Genomic DNA, 23,267 nt, shown 5'->3' on the forward strand with positions numbered 1-23,267 from the left:
CCACAGTCGATGGGGTGCGGACGCTCCCGGTTCGTCGTGGGTTGTCCCACGGTTCACGGAGCGTTCGGCGATCAAGAGACCCGCGCCGGGGCGTCAGGGTTGTACGCGAGTCCGGGGAAGTTCCGGATCGCCCCGGCGGGAGGCGGGGAGCCGCTAGCGCGCCAGGAACTCCGAGGTCGAGAAGCGCACCGCGGGCCGGGCTTCGAGCAGTCCCTTCGCCGACCCCCGGTACACGGCAATCGTGTCCTTCGTCTCGTTCCGGTACGTCCGCACCGCCAGGTCGGCCTTCCCGTCGCCGTCGAAGTCGCCGGCCGCGAGCACGCGGGTCGTCCCGGCGGCGGCCGGCCGGACGGTGACCGCGTCCCGTGCCGACAGGCCCGCCGCACCGGCGCGCAGGACGCGCAGCCGGGAGCCGCTGGTGAGGAGTTCGTCGCGGCCGTCGCCGTCGAAGTCGGCGGCGTCGAGCACCGAGCCGGGGAAGGGGAGCGAGGCGTGGGCGGCGGAGCGCGGGAGGTCGTAGCGCAGGGACGTCGTCGCCATGCCGCCGACCGCCGCGTCCAGCGCTCTGCCGCGTCCGAAGCGGCCGAGGGCGACGTCGACGCCCGCGGGCAGGACGGTGCCGGTGCGGGCCGGTCCGGTGGGCCCGCCGAGGACCACGGCGGCGGTGCCGGGGCCCTCGGCGGTGCGGACGACGAGGTCGTCGTACCCGTCCCGGTCGACGTCGGCGGCGGGTCCGGCCGGCACCTCGCCGGGGGCGGGCAGGGGTGCGCCGGCCGCGTGCGGGGCGCCCTTGTGGCTGAACGGCCCGCGCAGGTACGACAGCCGTCCCCCGGACGCGTGCAGCACCAGGTCCATGGCGCCGTCGCCGTCGAAGTCGCCGCACACCGGCTGGTCGGGCCAGTCGTTGCCGAAGCGGGCGCGGGCCGGGACGGCGAGCTTCACCCCGCGCCCGGTGAGCCCGGACGGGGAGCCGAACAGGATCTGCAGCGGCACCGGCGGCCGTCCCTGGCCGTCGTACGGCGGGTCGGTCGACACGACGAGGTCGGTGAAGCCGTCGCCGTCGAGGTCGCAGGTCTCCTCGGCGTCGAAGGCGGCGGGCAGCCTGCCCTCGGTGGGGGCGGCGTACCTGCCGGGGCTCAGCAACTGCCGTGCCCCGGGGACGAGTCCGCGCGGGCCGCCGTACACGATCCCGATGCCGGGGTCGTCGGCGTGGCTCTGCGCCTTGACCAGGTCGTCGAGGACGAGGTCGCGGTGGCCGTCGCCGTTGAAGTCGTCCCGGACCCTGCTGCCCCTGCCGTGCGGGACGGGCAGCCGGGCGGGGGCGTCGGCGATGCGCGTCCCCGCGGGCCGGGCGGTCCCGCCGTCGTCGCCCGGACCGCACGCGCCGAGCGCGATCACACAGCCGACGGCGACCGCCGCACCCGCTCTGCCGCTCCGCATCCGCACCGTCCACCTCGCCCGCCCCGTCACCACGCCCCCGCAATGATGCACGTGTTCGAGAACGGGCGACACCCCTGCCCCCGGAGGCCGGCGGGCGGCGACGCTCCTGCGGGAACGGCGGCCGGGTGGGCCAGGATGGGTGCATGAGCGTAGTGAAGATCAACGTGCTGACCGTTCCCGCCGAGCAGCGGGAGGTCCTGGAGAAGCGGTTCGCGTCGCGGGCCCACGCCGTGGAGAACTCCGACGGCTTCGAGTGGTTCGAGCTGCTGCGGCCCGTGGAGGGCACCGACCAGTACCTCGTGTACACGCGCTGGCGGGACGAGGAGTCGTTCCAGGCGTGGATGGAGGGTCCGATGAAGACCGCGCACCAGGGCGGCGGCGAAGGCGGCGGCGAGGGCGCCGAGCGGCCCCGGCCGGCCGCGTCCGGCTCCACGCTGTGGTCCTTCGACGTGGTCCAGCAGGCGGGCCCGAAGAGCGCGTAGCGCCGGACGGTCCCGCGGCGCGCACGACAGCGCCCCCTGCCTGTGCGGGTCAGGGGGCGCTGTCGGGTCTCGGGGCGGTTACTTGACCGGCTCCGGTTCCGGGGCGCTCTCCGAGTCGGCGGTGCCCGCAGGGGGCTCGTCGTCGGTGACCGGGGTCCTGACGGAGTCCAGCAGGAGCTGGGCCACGTCCACGACCTGGATGGACTCCTTGGCCTTGCCGTCGTTCTTCTTGCCGTTGACCGAGTCGGTCAGCATGACGAGGCAGAACGGGCAGGCGGTGGAGACGATGTCCGGGTTGAGGGCGAGGGCCTCGTCGACGCGCTCGTTGTTGATGCGCTTGCCGATGCGCTCTTCCATCCACATCCGGGCGCCGCCGGCGCCGCAGCAGAAGCCGCGCTCCTTGTGGCGGTGCATCTCCTCGTTGCGCAGGCCCGGGACCTTGCCGATGATCTCGCGCGGGGGCGTGTAGATCTTGTTGTGGCGGCCCAGGTAGCACGGGTCGTGGTAGGTGATGATGCCCTCGACCGGGGTGACCGGGATCAGCTTGCCCTCGTCCACCAGGTGCTGGAGCAGCTGGGTGTGGTGGATGACCTCGTAGTCGCCGCCGAGCTGCGGGTACTCGTTGCCGAGGGTGTTGAGGCAGTGCGGGCAGGTGGCGACGATCTTCTTCGCCGCCTTCGGCTTCCTGGTCGACTCGTCCTCGTCGTCCTCACCGAAGGCCATGTTCAGCGCGGCGACGTTCTCCATGCCGAGCTCCTGGAACAGGGGCTCGTTGCCCAGCCGGCGGGCGGAGTCGCCGGTGCACTTCTCGTCGCCGCCCATGATCGCGAACTTGACGCCCGCGATGTGCAGCAGCTCGGCGAAGGCCTTGGTGGTCTTCTTGGCGCGGTCCTCCAGGGCGCCGGCGCAGCCGACCCAGTAGAGGTACTCGACCTCGGTGAGGTCCTCGATGTCCTTGCCGACGACCGGGACCTCGAAGTCGACCTCCTTGGTCCACTCCAGGCGCTGCTTCTTCGCCAGGCCCCAGGGGTTGCCCTTCTTCTCCAGGTTCTTGAGCATCGTGCCCGCCTCGGACGGGAACGCGGACTCGATCATCACCTGGTAGCGGCGCATGTCGACGATGTGGTCGACGTGCTCGATGTCCACCGGGCACTGCTCGACGCAGGCGCCGCAGGTGGTGCAGGACCACAGGACGTCCGGGTCGATGACGCCGTTCTCTTCGGCGGTGCCGATCAGCGGGCGCTCGGCCTCGGCGAGGGCGGCGGCCGGCACGCCGGCCAGCTGCTCCTCGGACGCCTTCTCGTCGCCCTCCACGGTCTTGCCGCCGCCCGCGAGCAGGTAGGGCGCCTTGGCGTGGGCGTTGTCGCGCAGCGACATGATCAGCAGCTTCGGCGACAGCGGCTTGCCGGTGTTCCAGGCGGGGCACTGCGACTGGCAGCGGCCGCACTCGGTGCAGGTGGAGAAGTCCAGCAGGCCCTTCCAGGAGAACTGCTCGACCTGGGAGACGCCGAAGACGTCGTCGTCACCGGGGTCGGTGAAGTCGATCGGCTTGCCGCCGGAGGTCATCGGCAGCAGGGCGCCCAGGGAGGTCTCACCGGTGGCGTTGCGCTTGAACCAGATGTTGGGGAAGGCCAGGAAGCGGTGCCAGGCCACACCCATGTCGGTCTTCAGGGCGACCGTGATCATCCAGATGAACGAGGTCGCGATCTTCAGGCCGGCGAAGAAGTAGGTGAGGTTCTGGAGCGTGGAGACGTCCATGCCCTCGAGCCAGTTCACCACCGGGTAGGAGAGGAAGAACGAGCTCTCGTAGCCGTCCACGTGGTGCTGGGCGCCTTCGAGGGCGTGCAGCATGAAGATGCAGACGCCGACGATGAGGATGACGGCCTCGACGAAGTACGCCTGGCCGAAGTTGGAGCCGGCGAAGCGGGACTTGCGGCCCGGGTTGCGCGGGTGGCTCAGCTGGCGGATCGCGATCAGGACGAGGATGCCGACGATCGTCATGGTGCCGATGAACTCGACGTAGACGTTGTACGGCGCCCACTCGCCGATGATCGGCAGGATCCAGTCCGCCTGGAACAGCTGCCCGATCGCGTTGACGATCGTGAGCAGCAGGGTGAAGAAGCCGACCGCCACGAACCAGTGCGCCACGCCGACGATGCCCCAGCGGTTCATCCGGGTGTGGCCGAGGAACTCCTTGACCACGGTGATGGTGCGCTGTGTGGGATCGTTGGTCCGCGTGCCGGCCGGCACGGGCTGGCCCAGCCGCATGAAGTTGTAGATCTGCAGGAGGGCGCGGCCGAACAGTGCCACGCCGACCACGATCAGGACCAGCGACACGATGATCGCGGCGAGTTGCATTGGGGGCTCCTGAAGCGGCCTCGAATTTAACCGAGCGACATTACTAAGCGGTAACTTATGCAGTCCGTCTGAGACTACCCCCATCTTCCGCCGGGATGCAGCAGAGCGCGGGGTGATCTGAGTCGCTGAGGGTGACCTGCCTGCTCCTTCTGCAGGCAATCCGATCGTGTTATTCATCCCGAATTGCTACATTCGCCCCTACCTTAGAGCCGTGCTCTACGGGATCGCCGCCGCAACCGCCGCCCTGCTCCTCGCCGCCGTGCTCGCGGCGCTGCTGCGGGCTCCCGCGCTGCGGCTGGGCGTCCTCGACCGCCGCCGGCAGCGGCCCCTCCCGGTGCTCGGCGGGCTCGCCGTCGTGATCGTCACCTGTCTCGTCGCCTGGACGGGCGAGTGGACCCGCGTGGCTCCGCTCGGAGACGGCGTCGGGAGGCTGCTGTTCGCCGCCGCCGGGGTCGCCGTACTGGGCCTGGTCGCCGACGTCTGGCGGCTGCGCGCGCGGGTGCTCGTCGCCGGTACGGCCGTGGCGGCGGTCTGCGTGGTGCCGTACGACGAGACCGGGGTGCCGGGCGGGATGCTGGCCGTGGTCTGGATCGTGGTCGCCTCCCTCGCCTTCCGGGGGCTCGACCACGCCGACGGGCTGGCCGGCACGGTCGGGGTGGTCACCGCCTTCGGCGCGGGGGCCTGTGCCGCCGCCGAGGTGATGGACGGGCTCGCCGTGCTGCTCAGCGTGTTCGCCGCCGCCCTCACGGGGTTCCTGATGCACAACTGGCATCCCGCGCGGGTCGGCATGGGGGCCTGCGGGTCGCTGTTCACCGGATTCCTGCTGTCGTCCTCGGTTGTCTTCACGCGCGCGGGGTACGCGATCGGGCCGAGCGCGGCCGTGGTCTGCTGCCTCGGCGCGGTCGCCGCAGCGGACGCCGTGCTCGTGGTCCTCACCCGGGCGGTGGCCCGGCGTCCGCTGCTGCGGCAGCGCCCGGACCACCTCGCGCACCGGCTGCGGGGGCTCGGGCTCACCCCGCAGGGGAGTGTCGTGCTGCTGGGCGCCTGCTCCTTCTCGGCGGTGCTCGTCGGGGTGCTCGTGCACACCGGGTGGACCGGCGAAGGGGCCGCGCTGTGGGTGGCGGGAGGGGCGCTGCTGGCGGTCCTGGTACTCCTTCGGATCCCTGTCCGACCACCCAGGCGTGCGCCGTCGACGCAGGTCACAGGCCCGTTGCGTGTAAGGAACGGATAAGACTTGAGTCCGTACGGCTCAGGTCTGTTGACCCAGAGAATCTCCTCGTGCACACTTGAGCCTGTTCCACTCAAGTCAGCTGGAGGAATCAACCATGGCACGTGCGGTCGGCATCGACCTGGGCACGACTAACTCCGTCGTCAGCGTTCTGGAGGGCGGCGAGCCCACCGTCATCACCAACGCCGAGGGTGCCAGGACCACGCCGTCCGTCGTCGCCTTCGCGAAGAACGGTGAGGTGCTCGTCGGCGAGGTCGCCAAGCGCCAGGCGGTCACGAACGTGGACCGGACCATCCGCTCGGTGAAGCGCCACATGGGCACCGACTGGAAGATCCAGCTCGACGGCAAGGACTTCAACCCGCAGCAGATCTCCGCGTTCATCCTGCAGAAGCTGAAGCGGGACGCCGAGTCCTACCTGGGCGAGAAGGTGACCGACGCGGTCATCACCGTCCCGGCGTACTTCAACGACTCCGAGCGCCAGGCCACGAAGGAGGCCGGCGAGATCGCCGGCCTGAACGTCCTGCGCATCGTCAACGAGCCCACCGCGGCCGCCCTGGCCTACGGCCTCGACAAGGACGACCAGACGATCCTCGTCTTCGACCTCGGCGGCGGCACCTTCGACGTCTCGCTGCTGGAGATCGGCGACGGCGTCGTCGAGGTGAAGGCCACCAACGGTGACAACCACCTCGGTGGTGACGACTGGGACCAGCGCGTCGTCGACTACCTGGTCAAGCAGTTCCAGTCCGGCCACGGCGTGGACCTGTCCAAGGACAAGATGGCCCTGCAGCGTCTGCGCGAGGCCGCCGAGAAGGCCAAGATCGAGCTGTCCTCGTCCACCGAGACCTCGATCAACCTGCCCTACATCACGGCGTCCGCCGAGGGCCCGCTGCACCTGGACGAGAAGCTCACCCGGGCCCAGTTCCAGCAGCTGACGGCCGACCTGCTGGAGCGCTGCAAGACGCCGTTCCACAACGTCATCAAGGACGCCGGCATCAACCTCTCCGAGATCGACCACGTCGTTCTCGTGGGTGGCTCCACCCGTATGCCCGCCGTCGCCGAGCTCGTCAAGGAGCTGACCGGTGGCAACGAGGCCAACAAGGGTGTGAACCCGGACGAGGTCGTCGCCATCGGCGCCGCCCTCCAGGCCGGTGTCCTCAAGGGCGAGGTCAAGGACGTCCTGCTCCTCGACGTCACCCCGCTGTCCCTCGGTATCGAGACCAAGGGCGGCATCATGACCAAGCTGATCGAGCGCAACACCACGATCCCGACCAAGCGGTCCGAGATCTTCACGACGGCCGAGGACAACCAGCCGTCCGTGCAGATCCAGGTCTACCAGGGCGAGCGCGAGATCGCGGCGTACAACAAGAAGCTCGGCATGTTCGAGCTGACCGGTCTGCCGCCGGCGCCGCGTGGCGTCCCGCAGATCGAGGTCGCCTTCGACATCGACGCCAACGGCATCATGCACGTGACCGCGAAGGACCTGGGCACGGGCAAGGAGCAGAAGATGACCGTCACCGGCGGCTCCTCGCTGCCGAAGGACGAGGTCGACCGGATGCGCCAGGAGGCCGAGAAGTACGCGGAGGAGGACCACGCCCGCCGCGAGGCCGCCGAGACCCGCAACCAGGGCGAGCAGCTGGTCTACCAGACCGAGAAGTTCCTCAAGGACAACGAGGACAAGGTCCCCGGTGAGATCAAGACCGAGGTCGAGGCCGCGGTCGGCGAGCTGAAGGAAGCCCTCAAGGGCGAGGACACCGCCGAGATCCGCACCGCCACCGAGAAGGTCGCGGCCGTCTCGCAGAAGCTGGGCCAGGCCATGTACGCCGACGCCCAGGGCGCGCAGGCCGCGGGCGGCGCGTCCGCCGGTGCCGACGAGGCCAAGGCCGACGACGACGTCGTCGACGCCGAGATCGTCGACGACGAGCGCAAGGACGGTGCCGCGTGACGGAGGAGACCCCGGGCTTCGAGGAGAAGCCCGACGTCCCCTCCGGCGCCACCGCTGACGACGCCGAGCCGAAGGCCGCCCCCGAGGAGGGGGCGGCCCCGGCCGGGGACGCGACCGCAGACGCCGGTCTGGTCGCCCAGCTGGACCAGGTCCGCACGGCGCTGAACGAGCGCACGGCGGATCTCCAGCGCCTCCAGGCCGAGTACCAGAACTACCGCCGCCGGGTCGAGCGCGACCGGATCGCGGTCAAGGAGATCGCCATCGCGAACCTCCTGACCGAGCTCCTGCCCGTGCTCGACGACATCGGCCGCGCGCGGGAACACGGCGAACTGGTGGGCGGCTTCAAGTCCGTCGCCGAGTCGACGGAGACCGTCGCGGCGAAGATGGGTCTGCAGCAGTTCGGCAAGGAGGGCGAGCCCTTCGACCCGACGATCCACGAGGCCCTGATGCACTCGTACGCGCCGGACGTCACCGAGACGACCTGCGTGGCGATCCTGCAGCCCGGGTACCGCATCGGCGAGCGCACCATCCGCCCCGCGCGGGTGGCCGTCGCCGAACCGCAGCCCGGCGCGCAGACCGTCAAGGCCGAGGACGCCGAGGAGAACACCGCGGCGAGCGGCGACGACAAGGAGAACGGTGGCCCGGACGAGGGCTGACGTAATCACCGACGACGCAGGAGAGGAGGGACGTCGAGGATGAGCACCAAGGACTTCATCGAGAAGGACTTCTACAAGGTCCTCGGCGTCCCCAAGGACGCCACCGAGGCCGAGATCAAGAAGGCGTACCGGAAGCTCGCCCGCGAGTTCCACCCGGACGCCAACAAGGGCAACGCCAAGGCCGAGGAGCGCTTCAAGGAGATCTCCGAGGCGAACGACGTGCTCGGCGACCCCAAGAAGCGCAAGGAGTACGACGAGGCGCGCACCCTGTTCGGCAACGGCGGCTTCCGCCCCGGGCCGGGTGCCGGCGGCGGCTCCTTCAACTTCGACCTGGGTGACCTCTTCGGAGGCAACGCCCAGAGCGGCGGAGGCTTCGGCGGCGGCATCGGAGACGTCTTCGGGGGCCTGTTCAACCGGGGCGGCACGGGCACGACCCGTACCCAGCCGCGGCGCGGCCAGGACATCGACACCGAGGTCACCCTCAGCTTCACCGAGGCGATCGAGGGCGCGACGGTCCCGCTGCGGATGACGTCCCAGCAGCCCTGCAAGGCCTGCTCCGGCACCGGCGACAAGAACGGCACCCCGCGGGTGTGCCCGACCTGTGTCGGCACCGGGCAGGTCGCCCGGGGCTCTGGCGGTGGCTTCTCGCTCACCGACCCCTGCCCCGACTGCAAGGGCCGCGGCCTGATCGCCGAGCACCCCTGCCTGGAGTGCAAGGGCAGCGGGCGCGCCAAGTCGTCGCGCACGATGCAGGTCCGCATCCCGGCGGGCGTCACCGACGGGCAGCGCATCCGGCTGCGCGGCAAGGGGGCGCCCGGCGAGCGGGGCGGCCCGGCGGGCGACCTGTACGTCACCGTGCACGTCGGCGAGCACCCGGTGTTCGGGCGCAAGGACGACAACCTCACCGTCACCGTGCCGGTCACGTTCGCCGAGGCGGCTCTCGGCGGCGAGGTGCGGGTTCCCACCCTCGGCGGCCCCGCCGTCACCCTGAAACTGCCGCCCGGCACTCCGAACGGCCGCACGATGCGGGCGCGGGGCAAGGGCGCGGTCCGTAAGGACGGCACCCGCGGCGACCTCCTGGTCACGGTCGAGGTGAGTGTTCCCCAGGACCTGTCGGGGAAGGCTCGTGACGCACTGGAGGCGTATCGCGAGGCGACCGCGGGCGAGGACCCGCGGGCGGAGCTGTTCGAGGCCGCGAAGGGAGCTTGAGAGTGATGGACGGCCGTCGGCGTAATCCGTACGAACTGACCGAGGAGACCCCGGTCTACGTCATCTCGGTGGCGGCCCAGCTCTCCGGACTCCACCCGCAGACGCTGCGCCAGTACGACCGCCTGGGGCTGGTCTCCCCGGACCGCACCGCGGGCCGGGGCCGGCGCTACTCGGCCCGTGACATCGAACTGCTCCGGCAGGTGCAGCAGTTGTCGCAGGACGAGGGCATCAACCTGGCCGGCATCAAGCGGATCATCGAGCTGGAGAACCAGGTCGCCGCGCTCCAGTCCCGCGTCGCGGAGATGGAGGCGGCCCTGGACGGCGCGGCGGCCGCGATGCGGCAGCGCGAGGCCGCCGTCCACGCCTCCTACCGTCGCGACCTGGTCCCGTACCAGGAGGTCCAGCAGACCAGCGCGCTGGTGGTGTGGCGGCCCAAGAGACAGCAGCAGGCGGACTGACCCGCGCGGTACGACACGCACGACGAGAGGGGCCCGGACGTCCGGGCCCCTCTCGTCGTGCCGGGCTCCGGCCGCGGATGTGGCCGGGTTCGTTCGGTCTTCTGCTCGAATCGGGGGAAGCGGTACGTGCGACTTCGGATCGGGGCCCCGGGCGTACCGCCCCGGTTGTCCGGGTCTTTGCCTTCCCGTGAACTCCGCTTGGATGGAGGGTCCGTAAAGAGAGTTTGGAGGTGATTCCGCTGACCCTTCACAGGAGCAGCGGAGCGTGGTGTTGCGGACTCGTTAAGTGATTCCGCTTGACGCCGGTGGGCGGCTCGAAGTTGTCTTTTCAGACACCTGGGTCGTATAGCAGCGCCCACGTCCGGAACACACCTGAAGTGAGCCCTCGAATGCGTCGTATCGCCATATCCGTGGCTTCGTCCACGCTGATCCTCTCGGTCGCCGGCTGCGGCGTACTCGACGCGACGGGAGACGGAGCCAGCGCGAGCCCCACGAAGGGCGACGACGTGGTCGTGGGTCTGCTCCTGCCGGAGAAGGCCAACAGCCGTTACGACAAGTTCGACTACCCCATCATCAAGAACAAGGTGGCCGAGCTCACCAGGAAGCACGGCAAGGTGGAGTACGCCAACGCCGACGCCAGCGCGACCCGCCAGGCCGACCAGCTCCAGCAGATGATCGACAGCAAGGTCGACGTCATCCTGCTCGACGCCGTCGACTCCCACGCGGTCGCCGACGGGGTGAAGAAGGCCAAGGACGCGGGCATCCCGGTCATCGCCTACGACCGTCTCGCCGAGGGCCCGATCGACGCCTACATCTCCTTCGACAACGAGCTCGTCGGCGAGGTGCAGGCCCGCACCCTGCTGGGGGCGCTGGGATCGGGCGTCGACACCTCCGACAAGATCGTCATGGTGAACGGCTCGCCCACCGACCCCAACGCCAAGCAGTTCAAGCAGGGCGCGCTGTCGGAGCTGACCGGCAAGGTGACGATCGCGGACTCCTTCGACACCCCGGGCTGGAAGCCGGAGAACGCCGAGTCCGAGATGGCCGGGGCGATCGCCAAGATCGGCAAGAACAACATCGCCGCCGTCTACGCCGCCAACGACGGCATGGCGGGCGGTGTCATCAAGGCCCTCAAGAACGCCGGCGTCACCGACCTGCCCCCGATCACCGGCCAGGACGCGGAACTCGACGCGGTGCAGCGGGTGGTGGCCGGCGAGCAGTACATGAGCGTCTACAAGTCCTACCCGGACGAGGCCGAGGCCGCCGCGCAGATGGCCGTCACCAAGGTCCAGGGCAAGGACATCCAGTTCGACGCCCTCACCCAGGACAAGGTCGACAGCCCCACCGCCAAGGACATCCCGTCCAAGCTGGTCCAGGTGAGCGCGCTGACGCAGGACAACATCAAGGACACCGTCGTCGCGGACGGCATCTACAGCGTCGGCGACATCTGCACCGCCAAGTACAAGGCGGCCTGCTCGGCGATCGGCCTGAAGTAACACCCGGCCGCCCGGCGGCCGCTCGACCTCGAGCCGTACGACCCCGTGTCGTACGGCTCGAAGCCGTGGGGCGGGCACCGGCCCCTGCGGCCCTCCCCGCATCGCACCACCCCCGTGGGAGCGATGCGGCGGCCCCGGCGGGGGCGGGGGGTGCCCGGGCCGGGGCCGCTCCGGATGCCCGTGGCACCCGGGGGAAGCGGGAACAACGATGCCCCGGTGATGGCCGGACCACCACCATCATCTTGTTGCAATGCGAGGTGCGGAGCCTGGACGAAACGTGGGCATAACGTCGGTTTACGGCGGCCCTCGTGGGGGGAGCCGTGTTGCGGACCCGGTCGACGCCGCGCATAGTTGCGCTGCGGAAGTGGCAGCAACCGGGGGTGGAATGGGCGATGGCCGGGCGCGGGGCGGAGGAGCATCCTCACGGTGCCGACCGGCTGTGCGGGGCCGGGGACCGGGTGTACTCGCGCGCCGTACGCCGGGGACGGGTGCGGCGCACGGACGCCGATCAGGTGCCCTGTCTGCTGGAACTGGCCCTGCTGCACCCGGATCCCGACGACATGGACTGGCTGGTGCCGACCTCCCCGCAGGAGGTCATGACCAGGCTGCTGCGCGGTGTCTACGACGAGGTCAGCGCCAGCCAGCGGCGGGTGGGCTCGGCGGTGGCCGCCTTCGAGTGGTACGCGGGCCTGGGACGGCAGCTGAACGCGCTGGCGGCACCGGCCGAGGGCAGTGCCATCCGGGTGCTGGACGGGCTCTCCCGCATCCAGGCCGCGATGGACGAGGCGACCGAGGCGTGCACGACCGAGGTGCTCACCGTGCAGCCCGGCGGCATCCGGCGGGAGGCCGAGCTGACCGAGGGGCTGCACCGGGCGCTGGCCCTGCGCGGCCGGGGCGTGCGGATGCGCGACCTGTACACCCATGTGGCCCGGCACGGCCAGGGACTGCTCAACTACCTGGAGCTGATGGGTGACACGGTCGAGGCGCGCACCCTGGACGAGGTCATCGACCGGCTGATCCTCTTCGACCGGACCGTGGCCTTCATCCCGGCCAACACCGACCGCACGATGGCCCTGGAACTGCGTCATCCCGCCCTCGTGGAGTACCTGGTGACGGTCTTCGAGCGGCTGTGGCGCCTGGCGATCCCGCTCACCGCGGCGCTGCCCGACACCGGCATCGAGGGCATCTCGCACCGCGAGCAGTCCATCGCCGCGCTGCTGGCCGAGGGCCACCAGGACGCGGTGATCGCCGAGCGGCTCGGTATCAGCGTGCGCACCTGCCGGGCCCACATCGCCCGGCTGTCGGAGACGCTCGGCGCGGCCAGCCGGACCCAACTCGGCGTCCGCATCGCCCAGGTGGGGCTGGACGGGCACCGCCCCGGGCGGGCGGCCGGCGCCTTCACCGCTCCTGATCGAGAATCCCCGACCGTCCGATGAGGTAGCCGAGCTGGGCGCGGCTCTCGCTGCCGAGGGCGGCGGCGAGCTTGGCGATGTGCAGCCGCGCGGTGCGCACGTTCATGCCGAGCCGCTCCGCGACGACCGCGTCGGTGTGGCCCTCCACGAGGAGTGCGGCGATGGCCCGCTGGCGGGGCGTGACGCCGCCCAGCGAGGGCGGCTGGACGGCCTGCGGGTACATCGGGGTGGCCAGGTGCCACAGCCGGTCGAAGGCGGTGGAGAAGAAGCCCAGCAGGGCCGGGTGGCGCACCTCCAGGGCGAGCCGCTGGTCGTCGTCGGCCGGGAGGAAGGCCACCGCGCGGTCGATGATGATCTGCCGGTCCGGCAGCTCGTCGAGCGTGCGCGCCTCGGCCCGGCCGCGCAGCGACTCGTAGCGGGCGCGGATGAGCGGCAGATGGCGCTGCGTGTGCTGGTAGAGGGTGCGCAGCCGGCCGCCCCGGTCGAGCAGCGCCTGGTCCCGCTCCAGGGACCGGGACTGGGCGATCCGCCCGCGCTCGTCGTGGTAGTGGGTGTTGGGCTGCACGCAGCACACCTCGCTGGCGGCCTCCGCCATGGCGTCGCCGATCGCGCGGTTGATGGCCTCGGTGCCGCTGAGCAGGCGCAGGGTGGGCGTGTCGGCGGGCGCGTCCCGCCTGCCGGTGTGCAGGAGGGGCGCGAAGAGCTGCAGCAGCCGGTCCTCGCGGCGCCGTTCCTCGGTGATCCGGGCGCGGGAGGTGCGCAGGAAGCGGTTCAGTACGGCGGCCGGGGCGACGGGTTCCAGCCGGGCGAGGTCGTCGACGGCCGGGTGCAGCAGGCCGAGGCCGGTCAGACAGGGCGCCTCGGCGGCCTCGGCGGCGGGCAGGTGGCCGTCCCGCAGGGCACGCTCGTAGAGCTTCTCGCCGGCGGCGCACAGCTCCTCGACGCCGTGCTCGCGGTGGTTCACCGGGCCGTCTCCTCCTGCCGGTCGAGGATCCCGGACCGCCCTATGAGGTAGCCGAGCTGGGCGCGGCTCTCGCTGCCGAGGGTGGCGGCGAGCCGGGCGATGTGGACGCGGGCGGTCCGGACGTTCATCCCCAGCCGTTCGGCGATGACCGCGTCCGTGTGGCCCTCGACGAGGAGCGCGGCGATGGACCGCTGGCGGGCGGTCACACCGCCCACGGAGGGCCGCCGGACGGCCTGCGGGTACATGGGGGTGGCCAGCCGCCACAGCCGGTCGAAGACGGTCACGAAGTACGTGATGAGCGCGGGGTGCCGGGCCTCCAGGGCGAGGGTGCCGTCGGCGTTCGCCGGGAGGAAGGCGACCGCGCCGTCGATGACGATCAGCCGCTCGGTGACCTCGTCCAGGCTGCGCGCCTCGGCGTCCCCGGTGAGCTGCTCGTAGTAGGAGGCGACGGCCGGCAGATGGCGCAGGGTGTGCTGGTACAGCGTGCGCATCCGGCCGCCGCGGTCCAGCAGGGCCTGGTCGCGCGGAACGGCGGTGCGCCGGGAGGCGTGGCCGCGCGCGGTGTTCAGCTCGTGGTGGGGCTGGACGCACAGCACTTCCCGGCGTGCCGCGCCCATGGCCTCCGTGATGGCCTCGTTGATCCGGGCGGTGCCGCTGAGGACCCGGAGGGTCGGGGTGTCCGCGGCGTCCTCGGTCCGCCGGCCGTCGATCCGCATGAGCGGTTCGAACGCCTCGGCCAGCAGGACCTCGCGGCGGCGTTCGTCGGCGATCCGGTCGGCCGACGCGCGCAGCAGCCGGTGCAGCACCACCGCCGGCGGGGCGGGCTCCAGGCGCCGGGGGTCGTCCGCCGTGGGCCGCAGCAGCCCGAGGCCGAGCAGACAGGGCGCGTGCCCGGCCTCCCCGGTGCCCACGTGCCCCTCGCGTAGGGCGCGTTCGTAGACCGCGGTGCCCGCCGCGCACAGGTCGTCGGCGTCGTGCTCGGTGTGGTGTGTCTCCGTGCCTCTCGCCCCCGGCCCGGTCATCGCGTCAGTGGTCCCGGTCGAGCATGCCGGACTGGGCGATGAGATAGCCGAGTTGGGCGCGGCTGCCGCTGCCGAGGGCCTGGGCGAGCTTGGCGATGTGGGCCCGGCAGGTGCGCACGTTCATGCCGAGACGGCGGGCGATGGCCTCGTCGACGTGGCCCTCGACGAGGAGCTTGGCGATGGAGTGCTGGATGTCGGTGATGCCGTCGGGCGCGGTCTCGTAGGGCGCTCCGGCGCTGAGCGGCACCGCCCGGTCCCACATGAACTCGAACACCTTGATCAGGTAGCGGACCAGGCCGGGGTGGCGCAGTTCCAGCGCCACCTGGCGGTCGTCCTGGATGGGGATGAACGCGACGGTCTCGTCGCAGACGATGAGCCGGTCCACGAGTTCGTCGATGGTGCGGTACTCCACCTTGCCGTTGGCGAAGTGGTCGACGTAGGCCAGCCGGTCGGGACTGTACCGGGCCGTGTGCTGGTAGAGCGTGCGGATCCGCACCCCGCGCTCGATCAGCGGTTTGTCGCGCTCCAGCCCCTCGATGAGCCGCTGTTCGGGGCGGCGCCGGCCGCTGGGCTGCACGGTGAGCATCTCGGTCCGGCAGTGGGACGTGGCCAGATCGAGCGCCGCGTTGATCCGGTCGAGTCCCTCCAGGACCGTGATGGAGTGGGTCGGCGTGCTCTCCTGGGTGGTGCTGAGGGCCATGAATGGCTCGAAGACATCGGCGAGGGCGACGGACAGCCGCCGCCGTTCGGTGATCTCCTGCTCCAGGGGGTGGAGGCGCTGTGCGAGGGCCAGGGTCGGGGGAACCGGGCGCAGCCAGTCGGCGTCGTCCGGATCGGGGTGAAGGAGGGCGAACTCCATCAGGCAAGGGGCGGTCTCGACATCGGCTCGGGCGATACGTCCGGTGCGCAGCGCCGTCGCATAGAGACGGTTTCCTTCCTCACACAAGTCGGTAACCGCGTGGGGATGTGTCGCCTTAGTCCCATTTGTTGCCAAATCTCCACCCCCCAGGGTCCTGAACATGCAGGAACATGATGCACCGATCGTGTGGTCATGACGTGCCCGAATGAGCCATCGTCTTACTCGACGGGGGAAGAGGGGACCTTCAAGTGAGGACGAAGCCGACTATGCGTAAGAGAATGCTTCGCTCGGTGCTTGTCGCCGCCTTCTCCGCCGTTGCGGCCTTCGGAACGTTGGCCGGCCTCTCCGGCGTGCAGGGGGACGGTCACGGGGCGAGTGGTGCTCGGACAACGGGGACGGTCGCTGTCGGCGTCGAGACTCCGGTCAGCACGGACGACAGCGTCTGGGACTGACTATGACTACTCCACCCGACGACCGCTCCTTCCGGCGCGAAATGGCCACCGCCTACCGATCCGGCTGGCACTTCATCGACCTGGTCACCGCCATCCCCCACAGTGGTGACTCGCTGATGGTGCCCGTCTTCGGTGAGCCGGTCGTCGTCACCCGCGACGAGGACGGCGATGTGCGGGCGTTCCGGTGCCTGCGCAAGCCGCGCGGTGCGCCCCAGCCGGTGCGCTGCGCGATCCGGTACGGAATGATCTTTGTGAACCTGGACCAGCGGGACCACCGGCTGACCGAGCCGGAGGACTCCGACCTGAGGACCATCTCGGCCACCCCCCGCAGTGCCTGACGCGATTCCCCCGTCGTAAAAGATCGCTCAGGCGCTTCCCCCCGCAGCGGCGTCACCGTGACCTGAACACGGTGACGCCGCTGCAGTTCTGCGGGGACATTTCACGCTATCGACGGGTCTCCACCCTGGCCGAAATCAGCCGTCCGCCGACGGTGGCCGGCCCTGTCGCGGCCGGACGCGGGTGCACTCCCGTCACCCGTGCCCCAGCATCCTCCGCACCGCGATCTCGATCACGACCCGCGCCGGATTCGGCGACGGCACCCGCTCGTACCGCTCGGCGTACCGCCGCTCCGCCTCCGCCACCCGCTCCCGCGCGGTGTGGACGTGCGCGCGTCCCTCCAGCGTCGCCCAGCGCCGGCCGTCCACCTGGCACACCGCCACCCGGGCGCCCTCCGCCCCGGCCGCCAGCACGTGCGCGACCTTGGCGCTCGACCCGTTGGCGATCACCCGGGCCAGCCCCGCATCCGGGTCGTAGGTCACCCCGACCGGCACCACGTGCGGGCTGCCGTCGCGCCGGAGCGTGGTGAGCGTGCACAGATGCCGTTCGCGCCAGAAGGCGAGGTACGGCTCGTCCGGGGCAGTCGGGTCTACGGAGTGGGTCGTCATGCCCGAAAGCTAACCCCACCGCACCTTGAGTGGATTCGACTCAACTTTGTGTACGCTGGTGTAGTCAGCAGTGGAGAGAGGCCGAGGAGGAGTACGGACACGTGGACGCCGAGCTGACCAACAGGAGCCGGGACGCGATCAACGCGGCGAGCAACCGCGCCGTGACCGAGGGACACCCGGACCTCACCCCCGCCCACCTGCTGCTGGCTCTGCTCCAGGGGCAGGACAACGAGAACATCACCGATCTGCTGGCCGCCGTCGACGCCGACCAGGCCGCCGTACGCTCCGGCACGGAGCGGATCCTGGCCGGGCTGCCCAGCGTCACCGGTTCCACGGTCGCGCCGCCGCAGCCCAACCGCGACCTGTTGGCCGTGATCGCCGACGCCGGCGAGCGCGCGAAGGACCTCGGTGACGACTACCTGTCCACGGAACACCTGCTGATCGGCATCGCGGCGAAGGGCGGCGCGGCCGGCGAGATGCTCGCGGGGCAGGGCGCAGATGCGAAGAAGCTGCTGGAGGCCTTCCGGAAGGCCAGGGGAGGACGCCGCGTGACCACCGCCGATCCCGAGGGCCAGTACAAGGCCCTGGAGAAGTTCGGCACCGACTTCACCGCCGCCGCGCGCGAGGGCCGGCTGGATCCGGTCATCGGCCGGGACCAGGAGATCCGCCGGGTGGTGCAGGTGCTGAGCCGCCGTACGAAGAACAACCCCGTGCTCATCGGCGAGCCGGGCGTCGGCAAGACCGCCGTCGTCGAGGGGCTCGCCCAGCGGATCGTGAAGGGTGACGTGCCCGAGTCGCTGAAGGACAAGCGGCTCGTCGCGCTGGACCTCGGCGCGATGGTGGCGGGCGCCAAGTACCGCGGCGAGTTCGAGGAGCGGCTGAAGGCCGTCCTCGCCGAGATCAAGGACTCCGACGGCCAGATCATCACCTTCATCGACGAGCTGCACACGGTGGTCGGCGCCGGCGCCGGCGGGGACTCGGCCATGGACGCGGGCAACATGCTCAAGCCCATGCTGGCCCGCGGTGAGCTGCGGATGGTCGGCGCGACCACGCTGGACGAGTACCGGGAGCGGATCGAGAAGGACCCGGCGCTGGAGCGCCGCTTCCAGCAGGTGCTGGTCGCCGAGCCGACCGTCGAGGACACCATCGCGATCCTGCGCGGCCTCAAGGGCCGCTACGAGGCCCACCACAAGGTGCAGATCGCGGACAGCGCGCTGGTCGCCGCGGCCACCCTCTCCGACCGCTACATCACCTCCCGCTTCCTGCCGGACAAGGCCATCGACCTGGTGGACGAGTCCGCCTCCCGGCTGCGCATGGAGATCGACTCCTCGCCCGTCGAGATCGACGAACTCCAGCGCGCCGTCGACCGGCTGAAGATGGAGGAGCTGGCGATCGGCAAGGAGACCGACCCGGCCTCCCGCGAACGCCTGGAGAAGCTGCGCCGCGACCTCGCCGACAAGGAGGAGGAGCTGCGCGGCCTGACCGCCCGCTGGGAGAAGGAGAAGCAGTCCCTCAACCGGGTCGGTGAGCTGAAGGAGAGGCTGGACGACCTGCGCGGCCAGGCCGAACGCGCCCAGCGCGACGGCGACTTCGACACCGCGGCCAAGCTGCTCTACGGCGAGATCCCGGAGCTGGAGAAGGAGCTGGAGGCCGCCTCTCGGGCCGAGGAGGAGGCCGCCAAGGACACCATGGTCAAGGAGGAGGTCGGCTCCGACGACATCGCCGACGTCGTCGCCGCCTGGACCGGCATCCCGGCCGGCCGCCTGCTGGAGGGCGAGACGCAGAAGCTCCTGCGCATGGAGGACGAGCTGGGCAAGCGGCTCATCGGCCAGACCGAGGCCGTACGCGCCGTCAGCGACGCCGTACGGCGCTCCCGGGCCGGCATCGCCGACCCCGACCGGCCCACCGGCTCGTTCCTCTTCCTCGGCCCGACCGGTGTCGGCAAGACCGAACTCGCGAAGGCGCTCGCGGACTTCCTCTTCGACGACGAGCGGGCCATGGTCCGCATCGACATGTCGGAGTACGGCGAGAAGCACAGCGTGGCCCGGCTGGTCGGCGCGCCTCCCGGCTACGTCGGCTACGAGGAGGGCGGCCAGCTCACCGAGGCCGTCCGCCGCCGCCCGTACAGCGTGGTGCTGCTGGACGAGGTGGAGAAGGCCCACCCCGAGGTCTTCGACGTCCTGCTCCAGGTGCTGGACGACGGCCGCCTGACGGACGGACAGGGCCGTACGGTCGACTTCCGTAACACCATCCTGGTGCTCACCTCCAACCTGGGCAGCCAGTTCCTGGTCGACCCGCTCACCGGCGAGGCGGAGAAGAAGGAGCAGGTGCTGGAGGTGGTCCGGACCTCCTTCAAGCCGGAGTTCCTCAACCGGCTCGACGACCTGGTGGTCTTCTCGGCGCTGACCAAGCCCGAGCTGGAGCGGATCGCCGCCCTCCAGCTCGACCGGCTCGGCCGGCGGCTGGCCGAGCGCCGGCTCACCCTGGACGTCACCCCCGAGGCGCTGGCCTGGCTCGCGGAGGAGGGCATGGACCCGGCGTACGGCGCCCGGCCGCTGCGCCGCCTCGTCCAGACCGCCATCGGCGACCGGCTCGCCAAGGAGATCCTCTCCGGCGAGATCAAGGACGGCGACACGGTCCGCGTGGACCGCTTCGGTGACGGCCTGCTGGTCGGCCCGGACACCGGGAAGACCCTGTAGCCGGGGGTACGCGGACGCGGGGCGCCCCGGTGCGCGTGCGCCCCGTGTAAGCCCTGGGCTGACACGGGGCGGCCGGGGCTTGCCACCCCCCTCCCCGCATGGGGGAGGATGACGGAATCCGCATGAAGGGAAAAACACGGTGAGCATCGACCCGTCCTCGATTCCGAACTTCGGGGGCCAGCCAGAGCCGCAGCCCCAAGGGCCTGCGGGCCCCGTCGTCCCGGATCAGGACCTCGTGAAGCAGCTCCTCGACCAGATGGAGCTGAAGTACGTCGTGGACGAGGAGGGCGACCTCGCGGCTCCGTGGGAGCAGTTCCGCACGTACTTCATGTTCCGTGGAGAGGCCGAGCAGGCGGTCTTCTCGGTGCGGACCTTCTACGACCGCCCCCACAAGATCGACGAGAAGCCCCAGCTGCTGGAGTCCGTCGACGACTGGAACCGCCGCACCCTGTGGCCCAAGGTCTACACCCACACCCACGACGACGGCACGGTCCGGCTGATCGGCGAGGCCCAGATGCTGATCGGCACGGGCGTCGACATCAACCACTTCGTCTCGTCCACGGTCAGCTGGGTGCGGGCCGCGATCGAGTTCGACAAGTGGCTCGTCGAGCAGCTCGGCATCGAGCAGGAGGTCGACGAGGCCGACGAGCAGCAGGACGACGGAGAGTAACTCCGCCGGACGTCACAGAGGCGCGCGCCCGAACACCACCAGGTACGCGCCGTAGACGTAGCCGAGCCCGGCCAGGGCCGCGACCACCACGGTCGCGTGCCAGGGCCGGGCTCTCGCCGTCCGTACCAGCGCCCGGGCGAGCGGCAGCAGCAGCGGGAACGCCGGCAGCAGGAACCGCGGTTTGGACTCGAAGAACCCCGAGCCGCCGATCACGACGAGCAGCAGCACCCCGCTGTACACCGACAGGGGCAGCGGCACCCGCTCCAGCAGCACGAGCGCGTACAGCACCACCGCGACGGCCACGATGACCAGCGTCACCGGGAAGGCGAACTTGGTGGCGTGCAGCAGCGAGCGGCGCACCATGTCCAGCGAGCCCTCACCGAGGTCGAACCGCGAACCCCAGCGCCGCTGCACCTCGAAGTAGCCGCCCAGCGGGTCCCCGGAGCGCAGGCCCACCCAGAGGACGTACGCGGTCCAGCCGAGCGGGGCGAGCGCCGCGCCCGTCCACAGCCTGTGGGAAACCCGGCCGCGGCGCCGCCACACCGTGGCGCCGGCGGCGGCCAGCACCGCGGCGGCCACCGCGAACCCGTTCGGCCGGGCGAGGCCCGCGCAGGCCGCCAGCGTGCCCGCCCAGACCCAGTTCCCGGTCAGCACCGCGTACAGCGACCAGGCCGCGAACGCGGTCAGCACCGGCTCGGTGTACGCCATCGACAGCACCACCGAGTGCGGCAGCAGCCCCCACAGCAGCACCAGCACGGTGCCGACGGCCCGGCCGTGCAGCCGGGCGCCGACGGCGTAGATCCCGGCGGCGGCCACCGCGGCCGCCGTCCACGACACCAGCAGTCCCGCGCCGATCCCGCCGAGCGGGGTCAGCGCGGTCACCGCCCGCACCAGTGCCGGGTACAGCGGGAAGAAGGCCAGGTCGCTGACGACCGTGGCGCGCAGGTGCAGCAGGCGGCCGTAGCCGTGCACGGCGATCCCCAGGTACCAGACCGAGTCCCAGGACCGGCCGAGCAGCGTCAGGGGGTGTCTGCCGCCCGCATGCCCGACGAGCGCGAGCACCAGGGTGCCGACGAGCCGCACCCCGAGGAACAGGCCCACCGCGACGGCGGCCGCCCGGCGGAAGGACGGCCCGCCGCGCTTCGGGGGCGCGGGCGCGGGTGCGACGACGGGCGGAGCGGCGGGCGGGGCGAGGACGGTGCTGGCGTGCGTCACACCACCGCACCTTGCAAGGGCCCGGCCGCCGATGCGAACACCGGACGGCCGAGTGCGTCATCGGTTCACCTGTGTCGCGTACAGGACCCGCTCACATGGCCCGCAGTCGCCGTGCCGCCTCCCGCAGCACTTCCTCCCGCTTGCAGAAGGCGAACCGCACGAACGGCGCCCCCGCCTCCCGGTCGTCGTAGAAGACCGCGTTGGGGATCGCGACCACGCCCGCGCGCTCGGGCAGGGCCCGGCAGAAGGCGAAGCCGTCCTTCTCGCCGAGGGGGCGGATGTCGGTGGTGACGAAGTAGGTGCCGGCCGGCCGGAAGACCTCGAAGCCCGCCGCCGTCAGCCCCTCCGCGAGGATGTCCCGGCGTTCCCGCATGGACCGGCGGAAGTCCTCGAAGTAGGAGTCGGGCAGGGTCAGGGCCTCGGCGACCGCGTACTGGAAGGGCCCCGAGGAGACGTAGGTCAGGAACTGCTTCGCCGAGCGGACCGCCGTGACCAGCTCCGGAGCCGCCGTCACCCAGCCGACCTTCCAGCCGGTGAAGGAGAAGGTCTTGCCGGCCGAGCCGATGCTCACGGTGCGCTCGCGCATCCCGGGGAACGTGGCGAGCGGCAGGTGCCCGGCGTCGTCGAAGACCAGGTGCTCGTACACCTCGTCGGTCACCACGAGCAGGTCGCGCTCCACCGCCAGCTCGGCGATCGCGGTCAGCTCCTCGCGGGTGAGGACCGTGCCGGTCGGGTTGTGCGGGGTGTTGATCAGCAGCAGCCGGGTGCGGCCGGTGACCGCCGCGCGCAGCTCGTCCAGGTCCAGGCGGAAAGCGCCGTCGTGCGGCCGCAGGGTGACCGGGACCCGGGTGCCGCCCGCCATCGCGATGCTCGCCGCGTAGGAGTCGTAGTACGGCTCCAGTGCCACGACCTCGTCGCCCGGTTCGAGCAGCGCCAGCAGCGCGGCCGCGATGGCCTCCGTGGCGCCCGCCGTGACCAGCACCTCGGTGTCGGGGTCGTACGCCAGCCCGTAGCGGCGCAGCTGGTGCGCGGCGATCGCGGAGCGCAGCTCGGGGATGCCGGGCCCCGGCGGGTACTGGTTGCCTCGTCCGTCGCGCAGCGCCCGCACGGCGGCCTCCCGGACCTCCTCGGGCCCGTCGGTGTCCGGGAAGCCCTGCCCCAGGTTGATCGACCCGGTGGCCACGGCGAGGGCCGACATCTCGGCGAAGATCGTCGTCCCGAACTCGGCGAGACGGCGGTTCAGATAGGGACGCGCGGTGGAGGTCATGCCGGCCATCCTGCGTCCAAGCTCTGGAGTTCCTCAACTCTGCTTTGAGCCCTCGGGCGGCCGGGCATCCCCCGGTCACCGCGGCGGACACGGCAGCGGGCGAGGCGCCCACGGGGGGCCGCTTCGGGGGAACGGAAGGAGGGTGGCGCCATGGAGTTCGGCATCATCCTGGCGGTGATCGCGGTGCTGGTCGTCGCGGCGGTGGCGGGCCGGTCCCGTCGCAACCGGTACGCCAAGGTCTCGCTCGGCAAGAACGGCCGGGGCGGGCGCAGCCGCTCCTCGTCATCGTCGTCGCACGACAGCGGGAACAGCTGGTGGGCCTGGGGCGGCGCGACCGATTTCGGGTCGTCGTCGGGGGGCCACGGCGGTCACGGGGGGCACGGCGGCGGTCACCACTCCTGCGGTGGCGGCCACTCGTGCGGGGGCGGTTCGTCCTGCGGCGGCGGTTCGTCGTGCGGCGGGGGCGGCGGATGCGGGGGAGGCAGCTGACACGG

At 71.2% G+C, this 23,267-nt stretch carries 20 protein-coding genes; 12 read left to right on the top strand and 8 right to left on the bottom strand.

The genetic code is table 11. From position 1 onward, the window contains the following. Positions 1-153: 153 nt before the first annotated feature. Positions 154-1,440: an FG-GAP repeat domain-containing protein gene (locus N8I86_RS20435; RefSeq protein ID WP_263278393.1), complete on the bottom strand. Its 1,287-nt coding sequence runs from the start codon at positions 1,438-1,440 to the stop codon at positions 154-156. A gap of 143 nt (positions 1,441-1,583) precedes the next feature. Here N8I86_RS20435 and N8I86_RS20440 point away from each other — a divergent pair, with 143 nt between their 5' ends. Continuing rightward, positions 1,584-1,922: an antibiotic biosynthesis monooxygenase family protein gene (locus tag N8I86_RS20440; RefSeq protein WP_073887629.1), complete on the top strand. Its 339-nt coding sequence runs from the start codon at positions 1,584-1,586 to the stop codon at positions 1,920-1,922. A 78-nt stretch (positions 1,923-2,000) separates the two neighbouring features. Here the strand turns inward: N8I86_RS20440 and N8I86_RS20445 are convergent, their stop codons facing one another. Next, complete coding sequence (locus tag N8I86_RS20445; protein ID WP_263278394.1) at positions 2,001-4,280, bottom strand: (Fe-S)-binding protein; 2,280 nt, start codon at positions 4,278-4,280, stop codon at positions 2,001-2,003. 211 nt (positions 4,281-4,491) lie between these two features. On the opposite strand from N8I86_RS20445, the gene N8I86_RS20450 reads away from it, so the two are divergent. The 7 genes from N8I86_RS20450 (at position 4,492) to N8I86_RS20480 (ending at position 12,705) form a co-directional block, all read left to right on the top strand. Further along, on the top strand, positions 4,492-5,511 hold the full coding sequence (locus N8I86_RS20450) for an MraY family glycosyltransferase (protein WP_263278395.1): 1,020 nt from the start codon (positions 4,492-4,494) through the stop codon (positions 5,509-5,511). A gap of 94 nt (positions 5,512-5,605) precedes the next feature. Beyond that, the gene (gene dnaK, locus N8I86_RS20455; RefSeq protein WP_073887634.1) at positions 5,606-7,450 is read left to right on the top strand and encodes a molecular chaperone DnaK; all 1,845 of its coding nucleotides are present in this window, start codon (positions 5,606-5,608) and stop codon (positions 7,448-7,450) included. Beyond that, positions 7,447-8,106, top strand: coding sequence for a nucleotide exchange factor GrpE (grpE, locus tag N8I86_RS20460; RefSeq protein WP_073887635.1), 660 nt, complete (start codon positions 7,447-7,449; stop codon positions 8,104-8,106). The genes dnaK and grpE overlap by 4 nt, the downstream gene beginning before the upstream one ends. A gap of 39 nt (positions 8,107-8,145) precedes the next feature. After that, the gene (gene dnaJ / locus N8I86_RS20465) at positions 8,146-9,315 is read left to right on the top strand and encodes a molecular chaperone DnaJ (protein ID WP_073887637.1); all 1,170 of its coding nucleotides are present in this window, start codon (positions 8,146-8,148) and stop codon (positions 9,313-9,315) included. A gap of 5 nt (positions 9,316-9,320) precedes the next feature. Beyond that, positions 9,321-9,773: a heat shock protein transcriptional repressor HspR gene (locus N8I86_RS20470; protein ID WP_073890275.1), complete on the top strand. Its 453-nt coding sequence runs from the start codon at positions 9,321-9,323 to the stop codon at positions 9,771-9,773. 389 nt (positions 9,774-10,162) lie between these two features. Continuing rightward, a complete protein-coding gene (locus N8I86_RS20475) occupies positions 10,163-11,269 on the top strand; it encodes a sugar ABC transporter substrate-binding protein (protein ID WP_073887638.1) in 1,107 nt (368 codons plus the stop codon). A gap of 392 nt (positions 11,270-11,661) precedes the next feature. Next, positions 11,662-12,705 carry a helix-turn-helix transcriptional regulator gene (locus tag N8I86_RS20480; RefSeq protein ID WP_073887640.1) on the top strand — a complete coding sequence of 348 codons (1,044 nt, stop codon included), beginning with the start codon at positions 11,662-11,664 and terminating at the stop codon, positions 12,703-12,705. On the opposite strand, the gene N8I86_RS20485 is transcribed toward N8I86_RS20480, so the two are convergent. The 3 genes from N8I86_RS20485 to N8I86_RS20495 are packed head-to-tail and all read right to left on the bottom strand — an operon-like array spanning position 12,668 to position 15,688. Continuing rightward, on the bottom strand, positions 12,668-13,645 hold the full coding sequence (locus N8I86_RS20485) for a helix-turn-helix transcriptional regulator (RefSeq protein ID WP_073887641.1): 978 nt from the start codon (positions 13,643-13,645) through the stop codon (positions 12,668-12,670). The genes N8I86_RS20480 and N8I86_RS20485 overlap by 38 nt on opposite strands. Further along, positions 13,642-14,667 carry a helix-turn-helix transcriptional regulator gene (locus tag N8I86_RS20490; protein ID WP_123437255.1) on the bottom strand — a complete coding sequence of 342 codons (1,026 nt, stop codon included), beginning with the start codon at positions 14,665-14,667 and terminating at the stop codon, positions 13,642-13,644. Before N8I86_RS20490 ends, N8I86_RS20485 begins: the two co-directional genes overlap by 4 nt. A 4-nt stretch (positions 14,668-14,671) precedes the next feature. Next, complete coding sequence (locus N8I86_RS20495) at positions 14,672-15,688, bottom strand: helix-turn-helix domain-containing protein (RefSeq protein WP_241840716.1); 1,017 nt, start codon at positions 15,686-15,688, stop codon at positions 14,672-14,674. Positions 15,689-15,980: 292 nt separating this feature from the next. Here N8I86_RS20495 and N8I86_RS20500 point away from each other — a divergent pair, with 292 nt between their 5' ends. Continuing rightward, positions 15,981-16,316, top strand: a complete 336-nt coding sequence (locus N8I86_RS20500) for a Rieske (2Fe-2S) protein (protein ID WP_073887645.1) — start codon at positions 15,981-15,983, stop codon at positions 16,314-16,316. Between the two features lie 192 nt (positions 16,317-16,508). On the opposite strand, the gene N8I86_RS20505 is transcribed toward N8I86_RS20500, so the two are convergent. Then, complete coding sequence (locus N8I86_RS20505) at positions 16,509-16,922, bottom strand: pyridoxamine 5'-phosphate oxidase family protein (protein WP_073887647.1); 414 nt, start codon at positions 16,920-16,922, stop codon at positions 16,509-16,511. Positions 16,923-17,023: 101 nt separating this feature from the next. Here N8I86_RS20505 and clpB point away from each other — a divergent pair, with 101 nt between their 5' ends. After that, positions 17,024-19,621: an ATP-dependent chaperone ClpB gene (gene clpB, locus N8I86_RS20510; protein WP_073887648.1), complete on the top strand. Its 2,598-nt coding sequence runs from the start codon at positions 17,024-17,026 to the stop codon at positions 19,619-19,621. 139 nt (positions 19,622-19,760) lie between these two features. Then, positions 19,761-20,291, top strand: a complete 531-nt coding sequence (locus tag N8I86_RS20515; RefSeq protein ID WP_073887650.1) for a type III secretion system chaperone family protein — start codon at positions 19,761-19,763, stop codon at positions 20,289-20,291. Positions 20,292-20,303: 12 nt separating this feature from the next. Here the strand turns inward: N8I86_RS20515 and N8I86_RS20520 are convergent, their stop codons facing one another. Together N8I86_RS20520 and N8I86_RS20525 are read right to left on the bottom strand one after the other, a co-directional pair. After that, on the bottom strand, positions 20,304-21,506 hold the full coding sequence (locus N8I86_RS20520; protein ID WP_388933301.1) for a glycosyltransferase family protein: 1,203 nt from the start codon (positions 21,504-21,506) through the stop codon (positions 20,304-20,306). 91 nt (positions 21,507-21,597) lie between these two features. Beyond that, positions 21,598-22,782: a pyridoxal phosphate-dependent aminotransferase gene (locus tag N8I86_RS20525; protein ID WP_073887651.1), complete on the bottom strand. Its 1,185-nt coding sequence runs from the start codon at positions 22,780-22,782 to the stop codon at positions 21,598-21,600. A gap of 141 nt (positions 22,783-22,923) precedes the next feature. Between N8I86_RS20525 and N8I86_RS20530 the strand changes: the two genes are divergently transcribed. Beyond that, on the top strand, positions 22,924-23,262 hold the full coding sequence (locus tag N8I86_RS20530; RefSeq protein ID WP_073887653.1) for a hypothetical protein: 339 nt from the start codon (positions 22,924-22,926) through the stop codon (positions 23,260-23,262). The last annotated feature ends 5 nt before the right edge of the window (positions 23,263-23,267 follow it).

This window comes from Streptomyces albidicamelliae, assembly GCF_025642175.1.
In the GTDB taxonomy this organism is placed as follows: domain Bacteria; phylum Actinomycetota; class Actinomycetes; order Streptomycetales; family Streptomycetaceae; genus Streptomyces; species Streptomyces albidocamelliae.

Excerpts from the sequence above, each read along its gene's own strand:
- N8I86_RS20435 (WP_263278393.1), bottom strand. The coding sequence starts at position 1,440 with ATGCGGAGCGGCAGAGCGGGTGCGGCGGTCGCCGTCGGCTGTGTGATC.
- N8I86_RS20440 (WP_073887629.1), top strand. The coding sequence starts at position 1,584 with ATGAGCGTAGTGAAGATCAACGTGCTGACCGTTCCCGCCGAGCAGCGG.
- N8I86_RS20445 (WP_263278394.1), bottom strand. The coding sequence starts at position 4,280 with ATGCAACTCGCCGCGATCATCGTGTCGCTGGTCCTGATCGTGGTCGGC.
- dnaK (WP_073887634.1), top strand. The coding sequence starts at position 5,606 with ATGGCACGTGCGGTCGGCATCGACCTGGGCACGACTAACTCCGTCGTC.
- dnaJ (WP_073887637.1), top strand. The coding sequence starts at position 8,146 with ATGAGCACCAAGGACTTCATCGAGAAGGACTTCTACAAGGTCCTCGGC.
- N8I86_RS20470 (WP_073890275.1), top strand. The coding sequence starts at position 9,321 with ATGGACGGCCGTCGGCGTAATCCGTACGAACTGACCGAGGAGACCCCG.
- N8I86_RS20475 (WP_073887638.1), top strand. The coding sequence starts at position 10,163 with ATGCGTCGTATCGCCATATCCGTGGCTTCGTCCACGCTGATCCTCTCG.
- N8I86_RS20480 (WP_073887640.1), top strand. The coding sequence starts at position 11,662 with ATGGCCGGGCGCGGGGCGGAGGAGCATCCTCACGGTGCCGACCGGCTG.
- N8I86_RS20490 (WP_123437255.1), bottom strand. The coding sequence starts at position 14,667 with ATGACCGGGCCGGGGGCGAGAGGCACGGAGACACACCACACCGAGCAC.
- N8I86_RS20495 (WP_241840716.1), bottom strand. The coding sequence starts at position 15,688 with ATGTTCAGGACCCTGGGGGGTGGAGATTTGGCAACAAATGGGACTAAG.
- N8I86_RS20500 (WP_073887645.1), top strand. The coding sequence starts at position 15,981 with ATGACTACTCCACCCGACGACCGCTCCTTCCGGCGCGAAATGGCCACC.
- N8I86_RS20505 (WP_073887647.1), bottom strand. The coding sequence starts at position 16,922 with ATGACGACCCACTCCGTAGACCCGACTGCCCCGGACGAGCCGTACCTC.
- N8I86_RS20525 (WP_073887651.1), bottom strand. The coding sequence starts at position 22,782 with ATGGCCGGCATGACCTCCACCGCGCGTCCCTATCTGAACCGCCGTCTC.
- N8I86_RS20530 (WP_073887653.1), top strand. The coding sequence starts at position 22,924 with ATGGAGTTCGGCATCATCCTGGCGGTGATCGCGGTGCTGGTCGTCGCG.